The sequence below is a fragment of the Psychrobacillus sp. NPDC093180 genome (assembly GCF_044754065.1).
Lineage (GTDB): Bacteria > Bacillota > Bacilli > Bacillales_A > Planococcaceae > Psychrobacillus.
The window spans coordinates 1-26,454 of record NZ_JBIVOJ010000002.1; the positions used below are offsets into that span (position 1 = coordinate 1).

The window sequence follows — 26,454 nt, forward strand, 5'->3', positions numbered from 1 at the left end:
CCAAAGGGGATAAGCATGGAGGAGCCGTATGCGATGACCCGCACGTACGGATCTGCGAGAGGCGCATGAATTAATTTTCATGCGCCTACTCTATTATGTGCATCTTTTTTTTTAAAAAAAGTATTTTAGAATAATGTATATTTAACCATTACATAGAGTGGAGGTTATTAGTGTAAAACAAAGCTCCAATTGTACTGAAAAACGCAAAAATTATAAGAGGACTGAATGCAGGGTTTAGTACCCTATTCTCTAAGCCTTCTTCAAGAGATATCATCTTATTGTAGAAAATGTTCCAAAAGGTAAAGATGGGGATACTGTAACACTATTTCTCAAAATGATATGACGTTGTTACCATCTTCCTTGGATAGTAATATCAGCTTTTGTCGAATTTGTACAGAATTTGTCAAGTGAAGCATAGTAGAATGAGTTCGGGGAAATAAGAAAAAAGATTAACTGTTGACGGCACGCCGTATGCGATGAAAGTCGCTTGTACGGTGTAGGCTCGTTATAAAACTTATAGACTGAGAAAGTATAAGACGAGAATAGCATAGAAATACTTTTAGAAGCAGAAAATGCACTTTTAGTTGGTCCAAGTGTAGGGGATGATGCAAATACATCTGGTGGAAAACTAGTTGGCAGTATCGATCAGAACGGTCGCAGTGTAACATTTAATAGTTTATATGCAACAAATGCATTAACGGTTGCCTATGCGTCTAATAGAGATGGTCGTATTGGTCTGTATATCAATGGTGTAAGACAAAATTTTAACTTTACTAAAACAGGGTCAGATTTTGGCACATATGTTGAAAAAACAATAAATGTTAATATTCCTGCAGGAGCAACTGTTATGTTCAAGTTTGAAAGAGGTGATACTGCTTTAAACTTGGATTATATTAAATATCAGCTACAAAATAATTCATTTGATTATTGAGTCAACAAATCTTTATTTTACAGAGGTATTAAAAAGTTGCAGATAGTTTAACTTATCGAGGTATTGGACAAATCAATCGTCCAATACCTCGCTTTTTTATAGTTTTGAGTATTTCCCTAGTCTTGAAATAAGAATGCAACGCTTAGCCATAAAAAAGTATTGTATAAACCAGTGCTTCCACTTACAATCAGTTTATCTAAAAATGAGATTTAGAAATATACAATCTAAGGATACACTTCGCATGAAAAAAAACTACATAAAAATCATCACTATAATCGGTCTCTTACTTATAAGTGCATTTGCCCTAAATTCAATACTTGTAAAAGAAAAACCACTTTCACCAAAAGCAGTGAACGGTGTTTTAGATATACAGAATTATGAGTTCGAAGGAGCAGAACCAGTAGAAATGAATGGAGAGTGGGAATTTGTTCCGAATAAGCTGGTAGATTCTACAGCTTTTGATAAGCAACAATCGTATCATGTTGAAGTACCCTCGCTCTGGACGGACTATGACATGGATGGTCAAAAGCTGTCAAAGTATACTAGTGGCACGTATCGACTTAAAATCTTATTAAATGATTCACCAGAAGTCTTAGGGATAAAAACAACTAATATCCGCATGTCTAATGCTATTTATATAGATGGAAAACTATTAGGTAACAGCGGGAATCCGGCAGAAGACGATAGTTATACAGCTCATAATATTCCGTATGTCGCTTATTTTTCTCCGAATGATAAAGAGCTAGAAATGATTGTACAGGTTGCTAATTTTGATTATGCTTCTGGTGGTGGAATCTTAGGTTCTATTTTTATTGGAAATCAAGAGAGTATCGGAAAACTCCGGGAAGGATCGCTTGCATATGATTGGGTAACCATTGCAGCTTTTTCTACTATGTTTATATATTTTTTAGGTTCATATTTGCATGCAAGGATTGGGGTAGAGCAGCTGTTCTTTTCTCTATTTTGTTTTGCCAATGTGTTGTACGCAGTTTCTCACGGAGAGAAGGTGTTTTTGGAGCTATTCCCTGCTACACCCTATGCTTTTTTCGAAAGAATCCAGTCAGTATCAAGTATTTGGATAGGTTTGTTTATGCTATGTTTTTTTAACTCATCTCTAAAGCGATTTGCGAATAAAAGGATCGTAAAATTTCTTTGTATAGTTGGTATTTTATTAACGGGTTCTGCGTTACTCCCCGTAAAGCTTAACTCAAGCCTACAAATCTACTATTCTCTCTATATATTTATCGTTTTAGTGTATATCATCTTTTTACAAATTATTGCAATATCTAAAAAGGCTGTAGGAGCCTCTTACTTATTCTTTAGTACCTTCACGATTTTTATTTATTTCACTGTCGGAACGCTAAATGTAATGTCAAATTATGCGATGGATTCCTTGCCACCTTTATTTCCTTTTATATGTTTAGCAATGCTATCGCTTTATATTTCCCATCGTTTCATGGATTCCTTTTTAAAGAAGGAGGAGTTATCTAAAGCTCTATTACGGGTAGATAAATTGAAGGATTCTTTTCTTGCGAAGACCTCTCATGAATTTCGAACTCCTTTACATGGAATAATCGCCATTTCACAATCAATGTTAGAGGGTAGAGAATCTTCATTAACTAAAGATCAAGAAGAGAAGATGGGGTTAATAGTAGGGACTGCTCAACGTTTATCTAATCAAGTAAATGATATTTTGGATTTTTCGAAACTAAAAGAAGGAGATTTGCAAGTTTGCATTACCTCAGTAGATTTATTTGCTATAACGCATGTCGTTGTGGAAACTTTTATGTATATGATAGACAAAGATTTGAAAATCGTAAATCATATACAAAGAGGGCAATTTGTCATGGCTGATGAGGAAAGACTTCGACAAATTTTATATAATTTAATAGATAATGCCGTTAAGTATACGATTCGAGGGAAAGTAGAGATTAAATGCTACGAACAGAAAGAAAGCTTAGTGATAGAAATTAGTGATACCGGCATTGGAATTGCTCCAGAGAATGTAAAATTCATATTCGAGCCTTTTCGACAATACAGCAATGCAACTGGTGGAACAGGTTTAGGCTTAAGTGTGACGAAAGAGCTTATTCAAATTCAAGATGGAACCATTACTGTAACTTCTGTAGTAAATAAAGGAACTACCTTTTCGGTTACGTTACCTAAAGCAATTCAATTAAATGAAGCGACGAAGCAAACTTTTTCACTACCTATTCCTTCCGTTATCGGCAATAAGGTTGGAAAAAAAATAATTATTGCAGATGATGATCATGTGAATCTAAAAGTACTCATTGATACGCTTTTATCAGAGGATTATTTTATTGTTGCAGTTGACAGTGGAAAGGCAGTTTTGGAGCAGGTGAAAAAGCATCCCGATATTGATTTAGTTATTTTAGATATTATGATGCCAGAGGTGTCTGGGTATGAAGTGTGTCAACAATTGAGAAAATCCTATCTACCCTCCGAGCTTCCTATTTTAATGCTGACAGCTGCTGTTCGACCTGAAGATATGGTTGCGGCATTTCAGTCTGGTGCAAATGATTTCCTACACAAACCATTAGATACATCAGAGTTAAAAACTAGAATAAGAAATTTACTCCTGATGAAGGAATCATCCGAAAATGCGGTGAAGATGGAGGTTGCTTTTTTACAAGCCCAAATCAAACCTCATTTTATTTTTAATGTATTAAATTCAATTCTTTCGCTAAGTTATATAGATTTGGATAAGGCGCGTACGATGATTACAGATTTCGCAAACTTCATGAGAGGAAGCTTTTCTTTTGAAAATACGCATAGTCTAGTGCCATTGGAAAAGGAGCTTTCACTGATTCATTCTTATGTAAACATTCAGCATACAAGATTTCCAGAGCGATTAGTATGGGAAGTAATAATGGAAGAATCAATTCATTGTTTTATTCCCCCTTTAATTTTGCAGCCTATTGTGGAGAATGCTATAGTTCATGGCTTAAAAATGAAAGAAGAAAAAGGAACTGTAAAGCTTATGGTTAAAAGAGAAAATGGCCTCATCGTTTTCCAAATTACTGATAATGGTACAGGGATGTCTGAACACAAGCTACAACAGATTGTAAATGTGGATAAAAACAACGGTCAAAATGTTGGGTTACAAAATATCAGAAAGCGATTAAAATATTATGAAAATGCCTCTATTAAAATAACTAGTGAGGAAAATGAAGGAACAATAGTGGAATTAAGATTTCCATTTATACACAGAGAAAAGGAGGGACATTAAATGTTGAAAGCCATATTGATCGATGACGAAATTCTGGCGCTACAGTTATTAGAGGGAATGCTCACAGAAATTGGAGGAGTCGAAATTATAGGCAAGTTTTCTAAACCATTAGATGGATTAGAGAGCTTGGAAACGCATAGACCTGATATTCTGTTTCTTGATATCGAGATGAAGGAAATGAACGGAATAAAATTCGCTGAAACTTTAGATTCAGCTGCTTTTCAAACGGATATCGTGTTTGTTACAGCTTATGATGAATATGCACTGGAAGCATTTAATGTCCAGGCAGTAGATTATATCCTAAAGCCGATCGAAAAAAGCCGGTTAGAAAAAACAGTGCGACGAATTACTCAGCGAAGAAAGCAGAATGATCTATCTTCCTATGAAACACCATTACTAAAAGCAGAATTTCTTGGAAGCTTTCGACTGCTTGACCCACAAAACGAACTGATCAAGTGGAGAACAAAAAAAGTAAAAGAGTTCTGCGCTTATCTCATCCATCAAAATAAACCTATACACAGAGAAAAAATTATGGAAGAGCTATGGCCAAACCGTACGTTAGACAAAGCATCCGTAGCATTGCACACAACTGTATATCATTTACGAAAAGAACTAAAAAATCATGGATATCAGGATTCGGTAAAATATTTCGATGAGCGCTATTTCTTATCCGTAGAGTTAGATAGTGATGTGCAGAACATAAAAAAAGTCTTAGATCAATCACCAGGAAAAGCAGAAGATATTAAAAAGCTTATAGATATATATAAGAATCATTACTTAGCTGAAGAATATTATGACTGGGCGACGGAAGAACGAGAGCAGTTGCAGAAAAGGGTTGCACAGTATTTAGAGAAATTCGTCGTTACTAATTTTATTGGAACAGATACTGTACTTAAAGGAACTATTGAAAGGCTTATAGAAATGGATCCTTGGGAAGAACGGTATACAATATACTTGGTTCAATTTTATATCCAACAAGGTAATTTTGAGGCTGCGATAGAAGTCTATAATAGGTATAAAACTATTCTCTGGAACCACTTAGCGATAAAACCACAGCAAAAGCTAATCGATTTAATGAAAAGCATATAAAGATGTTCAAATCCACCTGATTTTTATTAATGAGGTGGATTTTCCGTAAAATGACAGGGGCTAAAAAAATGAAGAAACAATGGTTGGTTGCTATAGCTTTAATATTAATTGCAGCAGGATGTAGCAACGAAACAAAGCAAATAGAAGTTCTCCCTAGTTAATATTAGACCAAGAATACTGTATTTTATTGTGGAGTATTGGGGAAAAAATAAATAAAAACAATTAATTGAAAATACTGTCGTAATATTTTGTTGCATGTAAACTTAGGTTAGTTATATAGTGAAAATGGGGAAATAAGCTTTCAACTATTACTGATGGAACGCCGTATGCGATGAAAGTCGCCTGTACGGTGAGGGTTCGCTATAAAGCTAAGAAAAAGAGAAGGCATAAAGCGAAAATAGCAATCATGCACCAATCTTGGTGAGTCCGTATGCGGGCACAACCTTGAATACTGATGAATCAATATATATTCCACTTAGCAATCGTTTTGTGGATAATGACGGTGATACATTAACTTATACGTTCACTTCTAGTAATTCATCAATAGCAACTGCTTCATTAGCTGCTAATAATCTGGATATGGTTATAAAAGGAATCTCTGTAGGTTCAACGGAAGTAACAGTTACAGCATATGATAATCATGGTGGTACTGTAACAATGACTTTTACTATCTCTGTAACACCGCCATTGACGAGTTCGCCAACAGGAGATATCTCAGTGTTGAATACTCCAAAGGTAGATGAAATCTTTGTATATGCTCCGAAGGGATTTACAGTGAAATTGTATGACTCAGAAATTGGAGGAAATTTAATCGGACAAAATATTTCCAAATCATTTGATGATCATAATGGACGGGGTCCTGTATTAAATGACGATGGGGAAATAATTTACAGAGCTGATATTCAAATCGAAGATATTTCATCAGTTTCCAAAGTATATGTCACGTTTACTGAACCTGGAAAGAGAGAAAGCATCCGAGTGCTTGCACCTGTCAATTCGGAAAGTAGAATTGTATCTAAAAACAAGAATATAGTGCAAGTGAACGATGTAACCAACTTCATTACGGTGAAACCTTCTGCAACAATAGGAGAAATTAAAAATGCCATTAAATCTAAAAATGGGACAAATCAAAGTTATACGTTTAGGTATAATGTAGGCGATGATAATTTTGTCTATTCAGAGGCAGCTACTGTTTCAAGTATCTACGTATCTTGGGTAGATGTGTTAGCTGAAGATGGAACAACTAAGGGACAATATACCATAGATTTTATCAAATAAACTTTTTATCTACAGACAATTCTTTTCCCAGGATTGTCTGTTTTTTTTGTTATCTTATATCGGAATTATGTGTAATTCCGCATAACTTCACACCACCAAGAATATAGTAGTCTACGCTAATAAGATTTCATTAGGACAAGCAATTCTTCACAACATTTTCAGGAATTAAATAAAAAATACAGGGGGTCATTTTTTCATGTACAGGAAACGATTTATAGTTTTTATGATGTTAATTATCTTAGTACTTATCGTCTCTGGATGTACTCGCTCAAAGGATTCAGGTGCTAAAAAAGACAATGATCGGGAAGTTGTGGTTGGTTTGGTTTCGGAGCCAGACTCTGTGGATATTCATCGTACCTCTTCGACTGGTGAGGCCAATATACCGCTATATGATACATTGTTAAAACTTGATAACGACGGCAACATTGTACCAAATCTAATTACAGATTATGAGGTAATTGGAGATGGGAAGGAAGTTATTTTTAATTTGAAAGAGGATGCAGTATTTCATTCGGGAAAACCGGTGAATGCGGAGGCTGTGAAGTTATCTTTTGAACGGTTAGTTTCTTCTTCACCATTTAGTACGAATGCAGGGGATATTGATAGCATCGAAGTATTAAGTGACTACTCCTTTAAAATTACATGGAAGGATCAATTTGCTCCGTTCTTTATTAATGCAACGACTCCATTTTTAGCACCTTTGGATGTTTCCGTATTGAATGGAGAAGGGGAAGGATTTGAGAAAGAGCCTAGTGGGTCTGGTCCGCTTAAGCTAGTGAAGATTAATAGAGGAGATTCACTTGTATATGAGCCTTATAAGGATTTTAATTGGGAAGGCCAAAAACCTGGGTTTGATAGTGTGAAATTTAGATTTATTCCAGACGAGGAAACAAGAATTTTAGAATTTAAAAAAGGAAATGTGGATGTCTTGTTAAATGTTCCTTATCAATATATAGAAGACCTTGAAAAAGATTCGGAAGTAACAATTAAGAGAGTACAAAGTGACACATTAAGTTATTTGGGATGGAACAATAAGCAACCTATTTTCCAAGATGTAAAAGTGAGACAAGCACTTGCACTTGCGATTGATCGAGAGTCAATTATCGACAACACATTAAATGGAGAGGCGCAAGCGGTATTCGGCCCACTACCAAAAACAGTGTTTGGATATAGCGAAAAAATTGAGACAATGGCTCGGGACAAATATACAAGAGATATTGAAGCAGCGAAAAAGCTTTTAGCTGAAGCTGGCTGGAATGAGACGAATAAAGATGGCGTCGTGATGAAAGATGGTAAGGAATTCTCGGTGGAGTTGTGGGTGGATGATGATCCAGCCAACCAAAGAGCGGCACAAGTCATACAAAATCAGTTAATGGAGATAGGGGTAAAAATAAATATTGCAGTGAAGGAATCCGCAACGATTATAGAACAAACGCCAAAAGGAGTACATGAAATGCTGTTATGGAGTTACGGTTGGCCAGATGCAGATGTACTGAACTTTTTACTATTCGGAAAAGACAAGTCGAAAAGATTACATTATGAAAATGAGAATATATACAGCATTTTAGACAAAGCAGCTATTGAAATGGACCAAGAGGCTCGCTCAAAGTTGTATGAAGAGGCGCAAGAAATGCTTGTGGAAGAATCTCCTTTTATTCCATTGTACGTAAAGGAAAACGTCACTGCCATCCGCAACTTTGAAAGCTTTGAAATTCATCCTATTAATAATACGATCGAGTGGAATAGCGTGAAGGTAAAAGAATAAATAAGTAATTGACAATCTAATCCGAAGCAGAGGAGGCGTTTACTTGTCATCCTATTTGTTCAAAAGAATATTCACGATGATCATCACTATATTTGGGGTATCTGTCCTAGTTTTTATGATTATTCATTTGATACCTGGCAATCCTGTTAATCATATTTTAGGAGATTATGCTACGGAGGAATCTATTAAGGAATTAGAGATGAGATTAGGGCTGGATCGCCCTATTCTTGTCCAATATTTTTCTTATATGTTTCAGGCTATCCAAGGCGATCTTGGAACCTCTTATATAACAGGTTACACCGTGGTAGAAGAGATTTTAAATCGTATTCCTATTACTGCGCAATTAGCGTTATATAGTATTATTTTTGGCTCTATTACTGGAATTATCATCGGGGTAGTAGCTGCAGTGAAAAAAAATACTATTTACGATCAGCTTGCAATGGTTCTGGCTTTAATAGGAATATCCGCTCCTGGCTTTTGGATTGCTTTGTTTTTAATACTTCTATTTTCATACCAACTAAGCATCTTCCCGATTTCTGGGTATAGCGGATTTTACTCACTCATACTACCCTCGATTACTTTAGGGCTTGGTACTGCGGGCAGTATTGCCCGGATGACTAGGTCGAGCATGCTAGATGTTATTAAACAGGATTATATTCGCACGGCAAAAGCAAAAGGAGCAGGTTCTTATCGACTTATATTTAGACATAGTTTACAAAATGCCATCATCCCTGTAGTTACGCTGATAGGCATGCAATTTGGCTATTTAATGGCGGGAGCAGTTGTGACAGAGACAGTATTTGCGCTTCCGGGTTTAGGAAGTTTAATCGTATCCGCGATTTCTACTCGAGATATTCCAACTGTTCAAGGATTACTCTTATTTATGGCTGCAATGATTATCATCGTAAACTTTGTTGTAGATCTTTTATATACAAAGTTAGATCCTCGCATTCAATACGAATAATAGGAGTTAGAGGGGAGAGATTATGCTGGGAAACAATCTTACTTCACTTGTTTATCCAGATCCAATTGATATCGAAACAAAAGCTCAATCTTCCGTAGCACATTTTATAAAAAAAATGAAAAAAAATAAGGGTGCTGTAGTTGGAGCCATGATTCTACTCTTTTTTATCATTACTTCTGCTTTTGCGCCATTTATAGCACCGTATCCGGTCAACGAAATGAAATTTGAAGATAGTTTGCAAGGACCGAGCATGGCACATTGGTTAGGTACAGATGAATTTGGAAGGGATATTTGGACTCGAATGCTTTACGGGGGAAGAGTTTCCTTGCTAATGGGGCTTTTTGCAGTGACGCTTTCTGGCACAATCGGAGTTATTTTAGGTGTACTTGCTGGGTACTACCGCAAATTGGATATTTATATCATGCAATTTATCGATATATTGATGACGTTTCCTTCATTGCTTATGGCGATTGCTATTGTAGCGGTTCTTGGTGTCGGATTAACGAATGCCATGATAGCAGTAGCTATTTCTGTAGTCCCATCCTTTGTACGAGTTGTAAGAGGTTCTGTCCTTTCTATTCGAGAAACAGAGTATGTAGAAGCATCCAGAGCAATTGGTGTGAAAGACTGGAAAATAATAGTCAAGCATATTTTGCTTAATGTTGCTTCTCCTATCATTATTTTAGCAACTTTAGAATTTGGTAGTTCCATTCTATCTGCAGCTGCACTTAGTTTTCTTGGACTTGGAGCACAGCCACCCAACCCAGAGTGGGGAGCACTTGTCTTCGTCGGAAAGTCATTTTTGAGCCAAGCTTGGTGGATGACGTTATTTCCGGGACTTGCCATTATGTTAGTAGTATTAGGGTTTAACTTATTAGGGGATGGGCTAAGGGATGCCTTAGATCCTCGATCAAAATAAAAGGAGAGACTATATGACGCTTCAACAAAAAATTGAATCTTATATTGAAGGCATTGATGCTAATTTTGGTATTTATATTAAACATTTGGGGACACAAGAGGAAGTAAATATTCAAGGAAATCAATTATTTCAGATGGCTAGTGTGTTTAAGGTTCCTATTTTAGCTACTTTATATGAGAAAGTGTATAACGGAGAAATTAATTTACAAGATCGGGTTCCATTAAACGAAGAAGATTATGTGCCGGGCTCCGGTGTATTTCAGGAAATGCAATATGGGATAGAGCCGACTATAAAAGACTTGGCAACGATGATGATCATTGTTAGTGATAATTTAGCAACCGATAAGGTGCTGAGTATAGTTGGTGGAGCAAATAATGTAGAGGAAAGAATGCATCAAATGGGATTTAAGGATATTTATATTCATCACACATGTTGGGAGCTTTTGAGCTTAAGTGCCGGTATCCCGTCTAAGCCCTATAGTAAAGAGCTTTTTGATGAGATTATCAATCGTTTAATAGAAGGTGACTATGATTGGGATAGTATCGTTTTTCAAGATAGTACAGAAAACAATGTAAGCTCTGCGAAAGATATGAGTCTATTATTAGAAAAGATTGCATTAGATGAATTTGTTTCACCAGTTTGTTCAAGAGAGATTCGTGAAGTCCTATTCAAACAGCATTTTCAGCAGCGGATCGGTGGTTTATTGCCAAGAAATAAAAAAGTGGCGAATAAAACAGGCAGTTTAGGAACGATGTTCAACGATACTGGTATCGTATACCTACCAGATAACAAAGGAGAATTCGTTATTACGGTCTATTCGACAGGTAGTTCTCTAGAGTACAAAGGTGACGAGCCGATCGCACGTATCTCAGAAATTGCCTATCAGCATTTTATGAACGGTGAGTAAAGACATCACTCGTTTCGTCCATTAAGCGCTAGGAGGTAGACCATTGACAATCGAATTAATAAAAGTCGAGAATATCAATATTTCCTTTCAAGATGATGAAGCAGGAACAATCTCAGCTGTTAGGGATCTATCTTTTCATATAAATGAAGGAGAAACAGTAGGTCTGGTGGGAGAGTCGGGTTGTGGTAAAAGCGTGACGGCTCTTTCCCTAATGGGATTAATAGAAAGAGGCACTAGCACCACAGAGGGAGAAATAGTGTTTGAAGGGGAAGATATTAATTTATATTCCGAAAAGAAAATGCGTACCATACGGGGAAATAAAATATCCATGATCTTTCAAGAACCGATGACCTCTCTCAATCCAGTGCATAAAATCGGCAAGCAAATTAGCGAAGTACTTTATTTACACGGTTTTGCCAATAAATCAAATAGCAAAGCAAAAACGATCGACATATTAAAAAAAGTAGGTATTCCGAGAGCAGAGAGCATTATAGATGAATATCCTCACCAGCTATCTGGAGGAATGAGACAACGAATTATGATCGCAATGGCGATGGCCTGTAATCCGAAACTGCTCATTGCGGATGAACCGACGACCGCATTAGATGTGACCATTCAAGCCCAAATACTAGATTTAATGAATACCCTGCAACAAGAATATAATACGGCCATTCTATTAATAACTCATGACTTAGGAGTAATCTCTGAGATGGCTGATCGAGTGATTGTCATGTACTATGGACAAATTGTGGAGCAAGCAGATGTGCGAACTCTTTTTAAACAACCAAAACATCCGTACACGATTGGTCTGTTAAACTCTGTTCCGAACATCGATAGTGAAAATGAGGAAAGACTAACGCCTATCGATGGAAACGTACCTAGTCTTGGTGTTATAAAATCGGGATGTCCATTTCGTTCTCGTTGTCAGCATGCCCATGAAAAATGTCAGAAGAAAAACCCGCCATTATTTAAGCGAGACTCACAATTTGTCAGATGCTGGTTGTATGAGGAGCAGGGGGTGTCGGTTTGAATCAACCGCTACTAGAAGTAAAGAATTTGAAGACCTATTTTCCAATAAAGAAAAGCCTATTTAATAAGAAAAAACACTTTGTAAAAGCAGTTGACGGTATAAGCTTTCAAGTGAATAAAGGAGAAACACTCGGAATAGTAGGAGAAAGTGGCTGTGGTAAGTCCACAATGGGCAGAAGTATCCTACGACTAATCGAACCGACAGAAGGCTCGATCCAATTCGAAGGAAACGAAATAACAGCCTTAAACCAAACAGATTTACGAAAGCTGCGAAAGGATATGCAAATTGTCTTCCAAGACCCTTTTGCTTCACTCAATCCAAAGATGACTGTTGGAGCTATTCTTGGGGAAGCCCTAGCAACCCATCAACTAGGACAAAGTGCTAAAGAAAGAAAAGAAAAAGTAAAAGACTTATTATCGAAAGTGGGCTTAAGCCCTAACCATATAGGACGCTATCCACATGAATTCAGTGGTGGCCAAAGACAACGCATCGGGATAGCGAGAGCGATTGCCGTAAATCCGGCAATCATCATTGCGGACGAGCCAGTTTCCGCTTTAGATGTCTCCGTTCAAGCACAAATTTTAAATCTATTTCAAGATCTTAAGGAAACATTGGGACTAACTTACATTTTTATAGCCCATGACTTGAGTGTAGTAAAGCATGTAAGTGATCGAATCGGTGTAATGTATCTTGGAAAAATTGTAGAGCTGTCCGATAAAAAACAATTATTTCGACAACCGCTCCACCCATACACACAGGCGCTTATGTCAGCAGTGCCTTCTCTCGACCCAGATGTAAAAAAAGAACGAACTATTTTAACCGGTGATGTTCCAAGTCCATCCAATCCGCCATCCGGATGTGCATTTCATACCCGTTGTAAGTTTAAGAAAGCTGTTTGTGAGCAGGTGATTCCTCGTGAAGTGGAGGTTGCACCAGGTCGGTTTGTTAACTGTCATATGTATGATATGGATTACCGGGCGGATTGGGTGCCAGGTTCCTAAACAATTCAGAAAATTACACAAAAAAACTAGCTGGAGAATATTTAAAAATGAATGAGTAAAGCCCTGGAGACGAGGTCTACAGGGCGTTTTGTATTCAATTAATTATTGAAGAGTATTATTGAATTTCTACGTTTTCAGATTTACCATCATACTCTACACAATATTTTGCGTATGCTTGTGGTGTCTTTTCTCTTCCTCCTGGCATTAGTGACGGTAGCAGTTCTAAGTTTACAAAAGAGTGTGGGCTTTTCATGTTGTGAAAGTAGTATGGGTAGGAAGAGTATGGGTAATGCTCTAAAGATTTAACCATAGGGACTTTAGTTTGGATGGGATTGCGATGGATATAACTACTCACTTTTAGTAATCCAATTGGATCGATGATTTCTTTAGAGTAGTAGCGGTTTTCGTAGATTTGTCCTGTGTAGTTGTGTTTTTTGCGGTAGTAGTCGCTATATCTTCTGTTGATCGGTGCCATTAGTTTCCCTAGAGGGACGATAGGTGATCGAAGCAAAAAGTGGACATGATTTGACATGATACAGAATGCGAAAATTTCAAAGGGATATTTGTCATAGACAAAGTTCAATATACGTTTGTATTCTTTTACGTCTTTTTCTCCATTAAATATATTTTGACGATTATTTCCGCGCATAATTATATGAAAGAAGCCATTTGGATGCCAGTTTCTTTTTCTTCTAACCATTGTTAATTCGCTCAATGGTTCTATTTTTCTCTTTCCACTCTTTCATCTGAGCATCAGGCAATACAATTGTGATGCATGCGTCTTTCTCATCTCGAATATTCTTCTTTACAATCACACGAAGCCCTCTCATGCCTTCCAACCCAGTACTCACCTGCTCCACCATATATTTCACATCCTTTTCCTCTAGCTTAAAAGAATAGATGTAGGAAGTAAAATGTATAAAAAAGCAAACAATCGCATTTAGAGGATTAAAAAAGATAATTATAAATCCAAAATTCAATTTTGAATAAGAATAGAAAAGCAAAATTTAATTTTCGCCTATTTCCGAAATTGTAAGTTAATTGTATGAGAACCTGGTACCCCCACTACGGAATTGTGTGAGAACCTGGCACCCCCAAAAGGTCTATATGAAACTTTACAAAAACATTACAATATTCACATTGTACCAAATATTTCTTTTGATTATCTTTAAATAGGAACGTTATTACAAAATGGGAGGGAAATTATGAAGAAGAATACTGTGAAAAAGTCGGTAGTAGCCGTGGCTCTTGCAACGTCATTATTGGCTTCCACAAATGTAGGTTTTGCGAGCAGCTCGATGCAAAACGTAGTGGATCAAGCGAGAAAAGATATGAAAGAAGCAGCTTACGCTTATGTGGTGCCGGCGCAAAAGGGGAAAATCGCAACAAGTAAGGACTTATATCCTGCACTTAATAAAGCAAAAGCTAATTATGCCAAAGCGAAAGATGCAATCGTCAAATCGAATGCCAAAAACAAAAATGTACTATTAAAGGACTTAGAGGATTTATATAACGAAAGAATTACAAAAGGAATTGTCCCTTATATCGATGCATACAATTATGCGGACAAGTATTTGAACCCGATCTTAGCGGATATCAAGGCAGCAGAAGCACAAAAAGACTGGGCGAAGGTGGAGAAATTATACCACCAATTATCAGTTCAGTTAAAAAGTCGTACGGTCATTCTTTATCGTTTCACTGGAAAGGCACCAAGAGATTTGTTGTTAGATCAATATAAAGAACCAGCGAATGCAAAACGTGATCAGTTAATGGTGCCAGTAACTATTTATATGAAAGTAGTAGAAGCGGAGAAGTTAATTGCTGCTGGTAAAAAAGAAGAAGCAGCGAAAGTCGTCGAATCTATTAAACCACTACTCGATAAAGTACCTTCTACAAGTAGCTTGCCAATGATGAAGGAGTTACTAGAAAAAGTAGCGGCATTAAATGTAGCACCTGCAGATGAAAAAGATACAGTTTCTTTACGTATTTTAGGTACTTCTGATATTCACACGAACATTGTGAACTATGATTATTATAAAGATACAGTGTCTAATAGTTTAGGACTTGCGAAAACAGCTACATTGATCAAAAATGCACGAAAAGAAAATAGTAACACATTATTATTTGACAATGGGGATGCTATTCAAGGAACTCCGCTAGGTTCATATAAACAAGCGGTAGACAAGCTTGTTGATGGAGAGGAACATCCTTCCGTAACAGCGATGGAGCTATTAGGATATGACGGGGCTACATTGGGTAACCATGAATTCAATTATGGTCTGGATTATTTAGATGAAGTGATGGATGACGCTAATTTCCCTTATGTGAATGCGAATGTTCGGGATTCGGCGAGTGGAAAATTATTGTACAAACCTTATGTGTTGATCGACAAAGAAGTGGTTGATTCGGAAGGTAAAAAATCAACGATTAAAGTAGGAGTTACTGGAATTGTTCCTCCTCAAATTTTGAAATGGGATAAAACGAATTTAGAAGGAAAAGTGAAAGTCGACGACTCTGTGCAAGCTGTATCCGCAGTAGTTCCTGACATGCAAAAAGCTGGAGCAGATGTAATTGTTGTGCTTTCTCACTCTGGAATGGGTGATGCAACACATGAAGTTGGGGAAGAGGATGTAACATATTTATTAACCAAAGTTAAAGGTGTAGATGCGATTATTACTGGACATGCACACCAAGTATTCCCAGGAAAAGTAGATGCTTCACTTACAAATGTAAACATCGAAAATGGCACAATGAATGGCGTTCCAGTTGTTATGCCTGGTAAATTCGGTAGCCATTTAGGCGTAATCGATTTGAAACTGAAGAAAAGTGGAGACGACTGGAAAGTAGTTTCGTCAAAAGCAGAGGTACGTACAATTGCAAAAGATGCGACGGATGTCGATCAATCTGTTGTGAACGCAGTGAAAGAGGCGCATGAAGGGACGATTGAGTATGTTCGCCAAGCCGTAGGTAAGACTACTGCGGACATTCATAGCTACTTCTCTCAAGTGCAGGACGATCCATCTATTCAAATTGTTACTGATGCACAAACTGCGTATGTGAAAGCGAAGTTAAAAGGTACAGCGAATGAAAACGTACCAGTATTATCAGCAGGGGCACCATTTAAAGCAGGAACACGAAGCGACCCTGAGTACTACACATACGTTCCAAAAGGCGAGCTTGCTATTAAAAACGTAGCAGATCTTTATCTATACGACAACACAGTAGCAACAGTGAAACTTACGGGAGCAGATGTAAAAGAATGGTTGGAAATGTCAGCAGGTCAGTTCAATCAAATCGAACCAGCTAAAACTGGCGAGCAACAACTGATCAACACAGACTTCCGCTCATACAACTATGATGTGATTGATGGCGTAACATATGAAATTGACGTAACACAACCAGCAAAATACGATGCAGACGGTAATCTTGTAAACAAAGATGCATCACGTATCGTAAACTTGCAATACAACGGCAAACCGATCGACTTAAAACAAGCATTTATCGTAGCAACAAATAACTACCGTGCAAGCGGAACATTCCCAGGTGTCCGTAATGCAACAGAAATTGAAATACATCCAGATGAAAACCGAGAAATTATCATCGACTATATACTAGCCGAGCAAACAATCGACCCATCTGCGGATGGCAACTGGAAATTTGCTGCATTACCAGCAAAAGCACAGGTCGTATTCGAATCTTCTAAACAAGCGGCGAAAGTACTCCCAGCAGATGGAAACATCAAATACATCGGCGAGGGTACAGATGGTTTTGGTAAGTATTCAATTAAATAAAGTTTATGAAAGAAATAATTCGGACATTTAATCACAACTATTAAGAAAAGCAGCAGCTGGAGTGAAAACTTTGGCTGTTGTTTTTTGGTTTTATACTTGTTTCGGAAGTCTTTCTAGTCTATTTTTAACAGTACTTCATAATAATTGAATTATGTCTGGGATGCCAAATCATTCAGACAAAACTTCTACTTGAGAAAGCTGAATTGTGAAGATAGACAAAGTCTCTTAATCGGAGAAATGATTAGGGACTTTTCTTTTCTTTTTTCTCTTAAGTACCTTAAAATCCATTTCAAATTTCAATGAAATTAAAGTGCTATCTCTGTATCAGATACAACTTGAAATTATTTTAGAATTGTGTTGAACACAGGGGCGCATCTTCATCAAATATGGAACTGTACAAGTAAGAATGATATAATGTACATACAGTTTTAATAGTGAAGGGAATGTACGTATGTTTAAACCAAAAAAGGCAAACCAGCCGAAGGTAAATAATAGATTAAAAACCATTTTAGAATTTAGTGAGCACTGGGAAATGGATCAACAGGAGCGCTACGTTTATCAATATTATCACAATAAGTTAAAAGGTTTGGATCCAAATCAAATTAACATACATGGTGTAGAATTGCGTAAAACAAGTGAAGGCGTTATCATGACAGCTATTATCCGTCATTCACTGCAAAAGAAATTGAACCTAGAAGTAATCAGATTAGTTGTCCGGGATAAGGAAGGAAAGGATTTGGCAAGAAAAGACTTCAACATGGAGTATTTTGGCGTATTAAATCCACTAAGAGCTCGTCCGTGGATATTCAAATTCGACCAGGCATCTTTACTAGTTCCAGAAGAGGAAATTACAGATAAAATGGAATTCGAAGTAGTCTTTGAAATACAAGAACCTTTACGTTCCGAATTCTATTTACAGCTAGATGATAACTGGTCAGAACAATTATCTGAAGAGGAAAAAGTGTATTTACAAAAAACGCTAGACTCTCTAGAACCAGTTGAAATGGAAACTATCTCTGTTTCTGCTTTTAACTTAGCAGTGCAAGAGGACGGGGTGCATGTAAGTGTACTAATCCGCAATACCTACAATTCAGTTGTAACACTAGAAAACTTACCCCTGCAATTGTTTGATGCAACAGGCGATTTAGTGGCACAACTCGGATTCCCATTAGCTAACTTTGATTTACATCCAAATCACGGCCGCCCGGTAAGCTTGTTCTTCTCAAAAGATGTATTCAAGAAAGAAAACCCAGACTGGTCTGAATGGAAAACGGAAGTAACTCCACAATAAGACGAAAATCCTGCAGAAAATAAATTCTGCAGGATTTTTGTTTTAAATGCAAGTAAGGATTTCCAAATTTGTTTTATAAGAATAGCTCGCTTCCAACATTCCATATTATGCTTCCAGTTGTTTGGTTCTTTCATTAACAATCGGAGTATTTCTCCAAAGTATGTTATTCGTGTATTTCTCATTATTTTCTATTTTGGATTGCTTCTTAAAAATCGACAAAAAAGAAAACGTATCCAAATTTTCAACTATTCTGAAATAAAATAAGATTATTAAGTAGAATCATGTATAATAGAAAATGAAATTATTATTTCAAGAAAGTAAAAAGGGGTATGTTTATGTTGAAAAACAAATTATATTGGCTATTAGGAATGATTTTGGTCGTAGGGATCTTTTTAGCAGCTTGTGGCGAAGGGGACAACGCAAGTACTTCTTCAGATTCAAAAGGCGAAGAACAAGCAGAAGGTGAAAAGGCAACAGGCGATAAACTCGATAAAGACCAAGTTTTAAATTTAGTGGAGCGTGCAGAGATTCCATCTGTTGACTCCGTTCTTGCGGATGATGCAGTTTCTTTCAATGTATTAAATAATATTGGGGAAGGATTGTTCCGCTTAGACCAGGAAAATGTAGCAGTTCCTGCTATGGCTGAAAGCGAGCCTGAGGTTAGTGAAGACGGGATAACTTATACATTTAAATTACGTGATGCTAATTGGTCAGATGGTACACCTGTTACTACAAAAGACTTTGTGTTTGCATGGCAGCGTGCGGTTGACCCGGCTACCGGATCGACTTACGGGCCTTATATGATGACTGGTATTATTAAAAATGCAACAGAAATTGCGAATGGTCAGCTGGATAAATCGGAGCTAGGGGTAGAGGCGAAGGATGACAAAACGTTAGTGGTGACACTAGAACGTCCAGTTCCTTATTTTATTTCCTTAATGGCTTTTGGAACTTTTTATCCACAAAATGAGGCGTACGTTACTGCACAGGGAGAGAACTACGGTACAAACTCAGAAAGTTTAATATCGAATGGACCATTTATCCTTAAAAATTGGGATGGCACTGGTCTATCTTGGTCCATGGAAAAGAACCCAGAGTACTGGGATGCAGAAACAGTAAAACTTGATATGATTAATGTGGACGTTATTAAAGAACCAGGTACAGCTGTTAACTTGTATAATAATGGTGAAAAAGATCGAGTTGGACTGACTGGGGAATTTGCAATGCAGTACGCGGATGACGTGGAAGTGGAGCAAGTTCTGAAACCGACTGTTTACTACTTGAAGTTAAATCAAGAACGAAATGGTGAAAAGACACCACTTTCCAATGTGAAGCTACGAAAAGCACTGGCTATGTCTTTCAACAAGAAGGATATGGTGGATGTTGTTCTAGCAAACGGTTCGATTCAGGCAGACTTCCTTGTGCCAACTGGGTTTGCATTCGATGAAAACAAACAGGACTTCCGTGACGTAAACGGTGATATGCTTCCATTCAATGCAGAAGAAGCCGCGAAATTATGGGAAGAAGGGTTGAAAGAGGAAGGGTTGACAGAGGTGACATTCGAATATATATCTGGTGATACAGAGCTTTCTAAAAACTTGGATGCTTACTTAAAATCACAGATGGAGTCAAATCTTAAAGGGCTTACGCTTAATATAAAGAACCTTCCATTCAATGTTAAATTAGATTTAGATGCAGCTCAAGATTACGATATCCAAAGCACTGGATGGGCTCCTGACTTCCAGGATCCAGTTACATTCTTGGATTTATTCCAATCCGAGTCATCCCAAAACAATATGTCTTTCTCTAACGAAAAATTCGATGCACTGCTTGAAAAAGCAAAAGGCGAACTTGCGCTAGATCCAGCCGCACGTTGGACAGCATTAGCGGAAGCTGAAAAAGTGGTTGTCGAAGAAGAGGCATCGATTGTCAATCTATATCAAACAGGAACAATGTCGCTACAAAAACCTTATGTACATGGGATCGTCGCACACCCATTCACTGGTGATTATAGCTACAAGTGGGCTTATATTTCTGGAAAAGAATAAAATAAATGTTAAAAGGGTATCCGGTTCAGAAGAAATTTGAACCGGGTACCCATTTTTTCTATCCTGAACGTTTGTCGAACATCGTCGAAAAAAAGTTTAAAACGAATCTTTCATATTGAAATTACAGTAAACCTATTAACACCTGAAAAATGTTGTAACTTTATGACATATTTTACGAACTTCGAATAATATAAACCTAAATAAATACCATAAATAGGGATAAAAATAGTATTTCAATTTTTAGAATATTTATACTATAATAATAGAAACGAAAGAATCTATTATCCTACTCCTCAACTTATCTCACCAAAATTCAACCTAGAAAAATTCAGCATAGAGTCAGATTTGTGTCTTAAGTCATAGCACCATGAATTAACACATACATTAAAAACAGTATGAAATGATGGGGGTTACTTTATATGTAACGCTCATTATTTTAACAGAAAGGAAGCGATTATTATAAAAAAGCATTAGCATAAGGCTGGACAAACTTATAGTTTCAAAGAGTAAATATTCGGGGAAAATGGGGGAATTATGATTGGAGAAAAAAACATTAAATAAGTTATTTAGCCTATTTATGGTACTAGCTATGGTCTTTACGATGTTCAGTCCAGCTATAACAGCTTCTGCAAACGCAGCTGTAAAACCATTTAAACAAAACATTCCAAGCGAAAGCACGATGCAGCTAAAATCGGCAATCGCTGATCAATTAAATTTATTGGATGGAGCACCAAAACTACACAAAGAATTACAAGGACTCACAGGTAACCAAGAAGTTGCGGTAATCATACATTTATCTGAAAAACCAGTAGCCCTTGAAAAGGGAATTAGCGAGTTAAAAGGGAAATCATTCTCTGCCTCACAAGAAAACCAAGTGAGAAGCAAAGTTAAAAGTCAACAAGTATCTGTACAAAAAGAATTAGCTGTAAAAAGTATTTCCTATAAACAAGGTTATACATTTGATACCGTGTTAAACGGTTTTGCAGCAACTGTAAAAGCAAGTGATCTTCCAAAACTATTAACGATTCAAGGAGTTACATTAGTAGAGCCGGACACAATCGTTCAAGCTTCGGAAGAACCACAAAAGTCTAAACCGACTAAACCATCTACAATCAACAAAGACAAAATCGTAGATGCAAAAATGAATACGAGTATATCATTCCTAGGAATTGAACGTCTTTGGAATGAAGGAATAGAAGGACAAGGCATCAAAGTGGCAGTACTTGATACTGGAATTGATGCAGATCACCCAGAATTTGCAAACATTTATAAAGGCGGAAAGAACTTTATCCCGAATTCGTCTACCTATACAAGACCACGTGCGGATAATGATGCATCGGAAACTTCACCAGTAGAACGACCTGCTGGAACACCGGAATTTAATGCAAATGGAAGTGCATTCTATACTTCTCATGGTACGCATGTTGCGGGTACAATCGCTGCAATCGGTGCAAACCAATACGGCATTAAAGGGATTGCTCCAAAAGTAGATCTTTACGCTTATCGTGTGCTAGGAGCATATGGAAGTGGAGCTACTTCTGGTATCGTAAAAGCAATTGATACAGCAGTTATTGAAGAGATGGATGTTATTAATCTATCACTTGGTGGCGGCGCTAACACAGAAACAGACAGTGGATCATTTGCGATCAACAATGCAATGATGGCTGGAACAATTGCGGTAATCGCAACAGGTAATGACGGCCCTAACCGAGGGACGATGGGAACTCCAGGTACAGCACGTTTAGGAATAGCAGTTGGAAACACAACTAACCCTGAAACAATGTACGATGGACAAGTGAAAGTTACAGTTGGTGATTATAATTTAACAAAACAATTACAGTTAATGGGTACTACTTTTGGTCAAGACTTAGCAACACAACTACAAGGTGAATTTGACTTAGTAGCAGTTCCTGGAAACGGGGAAGCAAAGGATTATCAAGGATTAGATGTGAATGGCAAAGTTGCATTGATCTCTCGTGGTAGCATTGCATTTGTCGATAAGATCGAATACGCAAAAGAAAATGGAGCAGTTGCAACGATTATCCATAACTTTGCAGGTGGAACGAATGCACCGAACGCATCTGGTACATTCCTAGGTGATTCATTTGCGTTTATCCCAACATTCGATATGTCCCAAACAGATGGAGATGCTATTCGTGCAGCATTGAATGGAGGAACAGGAAAAGTTTCCTTTGGTAATTTCCACTCTACAGCAACTGTGGGAGATGAGGTAAACGATTCAAGTTCTCGTGGACCATCCACTCCAAACTTTGATATCAAACCAGATGTAACTGCACCTGGAACGAATATTATGTCTACCATTCCAATGTACAAAGCAGATTTCCCAGAAGCGGTTTACAACACAGCTTATGATCGCAAAACGGGAACATCGATGGCAACACCACATATCGCTGGTATTGCAGCACTTGTAAAACAAGCAAATCCAGACTGGAATGCATTTGATGTAAAAGTAGCACTTTCCAATACAGCTAAGGTGCTTAACAAATCTAAATACGATGTATTTGCGCAAGGTGCTGGACGTGTAAATGCGTATGCAGCAGCACATCCGAATGCACTAGCTTATGCAGTAGATACAGCAGTACTAGATGGTAGTGGAGCAATCGTTGAAAACTTAAAAGGGACAGTTACATTTGGTCCACAATCATTAAAAGATGAAAACCTTTCCGTAACAAAACAAATTCTAGTTAAAGACTTGAAGGGTACGGGAGGAAATTATGAAGTAACAGTTGATACGGTAAAAACATTTGGTGATGCTAAAGTTACGGTAGATAAACCGACATTCACTTTAAGTGGTGATCAACTATTAAATGTTACACTGACTGCTTCTAAAGCTACAGCACCAAACGGATCTGAAATTCTAGGATATATCCACATTAACGGTGGTGGTTCAGAAATTTCATTGCCATTTGCAGCTGATTTTGGTGGAGTTGCTACTACAGAAATTAGAGATATGAAAATTTCTGGAACGGATCTTTCCTTCAATGGAGATGGTGTGAAAGATTCAGCGGTACTTTCATTTACATTAACAGGTGATGTGACAACAAACTATATTGAGCTTTGGGATATTATGAATCCTGAAGGTGGAGAGTACGGAGATGGCTACATCGGCTATTTACATGCAGGTTCTTCACTTGGAAAAGGATCATATACACTAAACGTGGCTGGGCAATATAAACCATGGGGAACTGCTCCGGCAACAACCATTCCAGATGGTCTATATACAATTGATTTTACAGGACTGGCTGCCTCAGGAGTAGTTGGTGACTATGTTGGACCAGTTGTAGTGAAAACAACGAAACCAGCAGTAACAGGTACTGTGAAAGACGGAGTAGCAACTGGCCAAGTAACAGACAAGTATATTGAATATAACGAAGAGTTATATTTATATGGTTTAGAATATGACTTAAATGACAAGCTAAACGCTTCTTATATTGTTAACGGCGAAACAGCTAATCCAGTGGAATTCGATTTAGCGCAAGATGGATCGTTTACATTCCCAGTAACTGCAGCAACAAATTCTGTTAAAGTGGTTATTCAAGATGCGGCGGGTAATGTAGGAGAAGCTTTAATTTACGAAAAAGAGGAAGCAGTAGTAACACTTGCTGTAAACCCAACAGCGCTTGATTTAACAGTAGGTGGAACAGAGCAACTGACTGTAACAGAAACATCTACTCCTAAAGAAGGAACTCCGACTGATACAGATGTAACTGCAGAAGCTACGTATGTAGTAGCAGATGAAAGCATCGCAACAGTTACAAATGGTTTAGTAACTGCAGTAGGAAAAGGTTCTACAACAATCACTATTTCACATGGTGATAACGAAGTAACAGTAAATGTAACGGTAAAAGATGCGGATGTAATCGTACCAGGTGTTACATTAACTGCTAACAAAACAGAAGTTGATCTTCAAAAAGGAAAAGAAGCACAACTTAAAATTACAGAAGTAACAACAACAGCTGATGGCAAAACGAAAAAACAAGACGTAACAAAAGCGGCAACTTACAAAGTAGCAGATAACAAAGTTGCAACTGTCAAAGATGGTTTAATAACAGCTAAAAACGCAGGAAGCACAACAATTACAGTGAAATACGGTAAAAATGAGCTTACTGTAAATGTAACTGTTACAGAGCCAGGCGTGACACTTGTTGCAAACAAAACAGAACTTGATTTGTTAAAAGGAAAAGAAGCACAACTAAAAATTACAGAAGTAACAACAACTGCAGATGGCAAATCGAAAAAAGTAGATGTAACCAACTCTGCAAAATATTCTGTAGCAGACAGTAAAGTAGCTTCTGTTAAAGCTGGTTTAGTAACAGCTAAAAATGCAGGAACTACAACAATCACTGCTAAATACGGTAAAAATGAAGTAACGGTAAATGTGAAGGTTACAGAATCAGTGGTGACTTTAACTGCAAACAAAACTCAAATTGACCTTGAGGCAGGAAAAGAGTTCCAACTGAAAATTACCGAAGAAACTACAACAGCTGATGGAAAAACGAAAAAGACAGACGTAACAAAAGCAGCGACGTATAAAGTGGCTAATACTAAAGTAGCTTCTGTAAGCAATGGTTTAGTGACTGCAATCGGAGCTGGAGATACAACAATTACTGCTAAATACGGCAAAAATGAAGTAACGGTAAATGTAACAGTGACAGAACCAGTTGTGACTCTAGAAGTAAACAAAACAGAGCTTAACCTAGAGCCTCAAAAAGAAGCTCAACTGAAACTTACCGAAGTAATCACTTCTGCTGGTGGCAAAACAAAAAAGACAGATGTAACATCTCTTGCAACATATAAGTCAGCAAATGCTAAAGTAGCAACTGTAAGCAGTGGCTTAGTAAAAGCAAAAGCTGCAGGAACTACAACAATCACTGCTAAATACGGCAATAAAGAAGTTACAGTAAATGTGACAGTAACAGAGCCAGAAGTATCACTAAGCGCAAACACAACAGAAATTGCCTTAGAGCCAGGAAAAGAAGCTCAACTGAAAATTACGGAAACTACTACAGGAGCAGATGGAAAAACAACGCAAAAGAATGTAACAACAGCTGCCAAGTATAAAGTAGCGGATAGTAAAGTGGTTTCTGTAACTGATGGAGTAGTAAGAGCTAAAGCTGCAGGAGCTACAACAATCAACGTGAGCTACGGCAAAAATAACCTAACTGTCAACGTGACGGTTACAGCACCAGAAGTAACTCTAGTTGTAGACAATACGCAACTTGAGTTGGAATCAGGAAAAGAAGCTCAACTGAAAATTACAGAAGTAACAACAGCAAATGGAAAAACAACGGAAAAAAATGTGACAACATCTGCAACGTATAAAGTAGCAAATGGTCAGATTGCTTCTGTAACAAACGGTCTAGTAAGAGCAAAAAATGCAGGAAATACAACGATAACTGTTAAATATGGCAAAAATGAAGTGCCAGTAAATGTAACGGTTTATGCAGCAGAAGTGTCACTAGTTGCAGATCAAACACAAATTGATCTAGAACTAGGAAAAGAAGTACTTCTGAACATTAAAGAAGTTACAACATTAAATGGCACAACAACTGAAAAAGACGTTACAACAGCAGCTACTTACAAAGTGGGAGACACTAAAGTAGCTAGCGTAACAAATGGTCTAGTAAGACCGAAAAAAGCAGGCAGCACAGCGATCACTGTAAAATATGGAAAAAATGAGCTAACTGTCAATTTAACAGTGAAAGAAGCAGCGCTAAAAACTGTTGTACCAAATGCTGAAACTCTTGTACCAGGCCCAGAGTCTGTTACACCAGATTTCGATTTGAAGCTGCCAACTCCAGAGTACAGCGTACCAAAGATTGACAGACTAATCCCAGGTGCAGGCCCAATTCCTGTAGCTGTGTGAGGAATAATTCCAACAATAGCTTGCAATGCTATAGAAACAGCTGGGGCCTTTCCCCCAGCTGTTTCTTTTTTATAGTCACTCTGTGTGAGAGATTGACTCGTAATATTCTTGTTTTCTAAAGAGACAGAGACCTTCCAAAAAACTCCTCTTATACTTCCAAAAAAATCTATAAAAATAGTATTTTAATTTTCCGAACATTTGTAATATAATTATAATCAAAAAAGAAGGGAAACTATTTATCTATCTCTTCCCTTACATAAGTCATAGCACCATGAACTACACATATATTAAAAACCGCTTAAA

15 protein-coding genes are annotated in these 26,454 nt (G+C 37.4%); 13 read left to right on the forward strand and 2 right to left on the reverse strand.

Annotated elements, in window-relative coordinates:
* Nucleotides 1-1,172 precede the first annotated feature (1,172 nt).
* From ACIP9W_RS03230 to ACIP9W_RS03270, 9 genes are all read left to right on the forward strand, one after another.
* Nucleotides 1,173-4,181 (forward strand): ATP-binding protein, encoded by a 3,009-nt coding sequence (locus tag ACIP9W_RS03230; protein ID WP_400785980.1) that lies wholly within the window; start codon nucleotides 1,173-1,175, stop codon nucleotides 4,179-4,181.
* Nucleotides 4,182-5,270 carry a response regulator gene (locus tag ACIP9W_RS03235; protein ID WP_400785982.1) on the forward strand — a complete coding sequence of 363 codons (1,089 nt, stop codon included), beginning with the start codon at nucleotides 4,182-4,184 and terminating at the stop codon, nucleotides 5,268-5,270.
* Between the two features lie 414 nt (nucleotides 5,271-5,684).
* Nucleotides 5,685-6,548: an Ig-like domain-containing protein gene (locus ACIP9W_RS03240; RefSeq protein ID WP_400786855.1), complete on the forward strand. Its 864-nt coding sequence runs from the start codon at nucleotides 5,685-5,687 to the stop codon at nucleotides 6,546-6,548.
* Nucleotides 6,549-6,744: 196 nt separating this feature from the next.
* On the forward strand, nucleotides 6,745-8,313 hold the full coding sequence (locus tag ACIP9W_RS03245) for an ABC transporter substrate-binding protein (RefSeq protein ID WP_400785984.1): 1,569 nt from the start codon (nucleotides 6,745-6,747) through the stop codon (nucleotides 8,311-8,313).
* A 43-nt stretch (nucleotides 8,314-8,356) separates the two neighbouring features.
* A complete protein-coding gene (locus ACIP9W_RS03250; protein WP_282242923.1) occupies nucleotides 8,357-9,277 on the forward strand; it encodes an ABC transporter permease in 921 nt (306 codons plus the stop codon).
* 115 nt (nucleotides 9,278-9,392) lie between these two features.
* Nucleotides 9,393-10,196 carry an ABC transporter permease gene (locus ACIP9W_RS03255; RefSeq protein WP_400786857.1) on the forward strand — a complete coding sequence of 268 codons (804 nt, stop codon included), beginning with the start codon at nucleotides 9,393-9,395 and terminating at the stop codon, nucleotides 10,194-10,196.
* Nucleotides 10,197-10,209: 13 nt separating this feature from the next.
* Nucleotides 10,210-11,103, forward strand: a complete 894-nt coding sequence (locus ACIP9W_RS03260) for a serine hydrolase (RefSeq protein WP_400785987.1) — start codon at nucleotides 10,210-10,212, stop codon at nucleotides 11,101-11,103.
* A gap of 43 nt (nucleotides 11,104-11,146) precedes the next feature.
* Nucleotides 11,147-12,133, forward strand: a complete 987-nt coding sequence (locus ACIP9W_RS03265) for an ABC transporter ATP-binding protein (RefSeq protein WP_400785989.1) — start codon at nucleotides 11,147-11,149, stop codon at nucleotides 12,131-12,133.
* Nucleotides 12,130-13,134, forward strand: coding sequence for an ABC transporter ATP-binding protein (locus tag ACIP9W_RS03270; RefSeq protein WP_400785992.1), 1,005 nt, complete (start codon nucleotides 12,130-12,132; stop codon nucleotides 13,132-13,134). Before ACIP9W_RS03265 ends, ACIP9W_RS03270 begins: the two co-directional genes overlap by 4 nt.
* 115 nt (nucleotides 13,135-13,249) lie before the next feature.
* Here the strand turns inward: ACIP9W_RS03270 and ACIP9W_RS03275 are convergent, their stop codons facing one another.
* Entirely contained in the window at nucleotides 13,250-13,849 is a 600-nt protein-coding gene (locus ACIP9W_RS03275) for a transposase (RefSeq protein WP_400785994.1), read from the reverse strand.
* Nucleotides 13,827-13,997: a hypothetical protein gene (locus ACIP9W_RS03280; protein ID WP_400785996.1), complete on the reverse strand. Its 171-nt coding sequence runs from the start codon at nucleotides 13,995-13,997 to the stop codon at nucleotides 13,827-13,829. The genes ACIP9W_RS03275 and ACIP9W_RS03280 overlap by 23 nt, the downstream gene beginning before the upstream one ends.
* Before the next feature lie 342 nt (nucleotides 13,998-14,339).
* Between ACIP9W_RS03280 and ACIP9W_RS03285 the strand changes: the two genes are divergently transcribed.
* From ACIP9W_RS03285 to ACIP9W_RS03300, 4 genes are all read left to right on the forward strand, one after another.
* A complete protein-coding gene (locus ACIP9W_RS03285; RefSeq protein ID WP_400785998.1) occupies nucleotides 14,340-16,925 on the forward strand; it encodes a bifunctional 2',3'-cyclic-nucleotide 2'-phosphodiesterase/3'-nucleotidase in 2,586 nt (861 codons plus the stop codon).
* Nucleotides 16,926-17,376: 451 nt separating this feature from the next.
* Entirely contained in the window at nucleotides 17,377-18,216 is an 840-nt protein-coding gene (locus ACIP9W_RS03290; RefSeq protein ID WP_400785999.1) for an SLAP domain-containing protein, read from the forward strand.
* Nucleotides 18,217-18,551: 335 nt separating this feature from the next.
* Nucleotides 18,552-20,264: a peptide ABC transporter substrate-binding protein gene (locus ACIP9W_RS03295; protein ID WP_400786001.1), complete on the forward strand. Its 1,713-nt coding sequence runs from the start codon at nucleotides 18,552-18,554 to the stop codon at nucleotides 20,262-20,264.
* A 538-nt stretch (nucleotides 20,265-20,802) separates the two neighbouring features.
* Nucleotides 20,803-26,151, forward strand: coding sequence for a S8 family serine peptidase (locus tag ACIP9W_RS03300; protein ID WP_483880173.1), 5,349 nt, complete (start codon nucleotides 20,803-20,805; stop codon nucleotides 26,149-26,151).
* Nucleotides 26,152-26,454 lie beyond the last annotated feature (303 nt).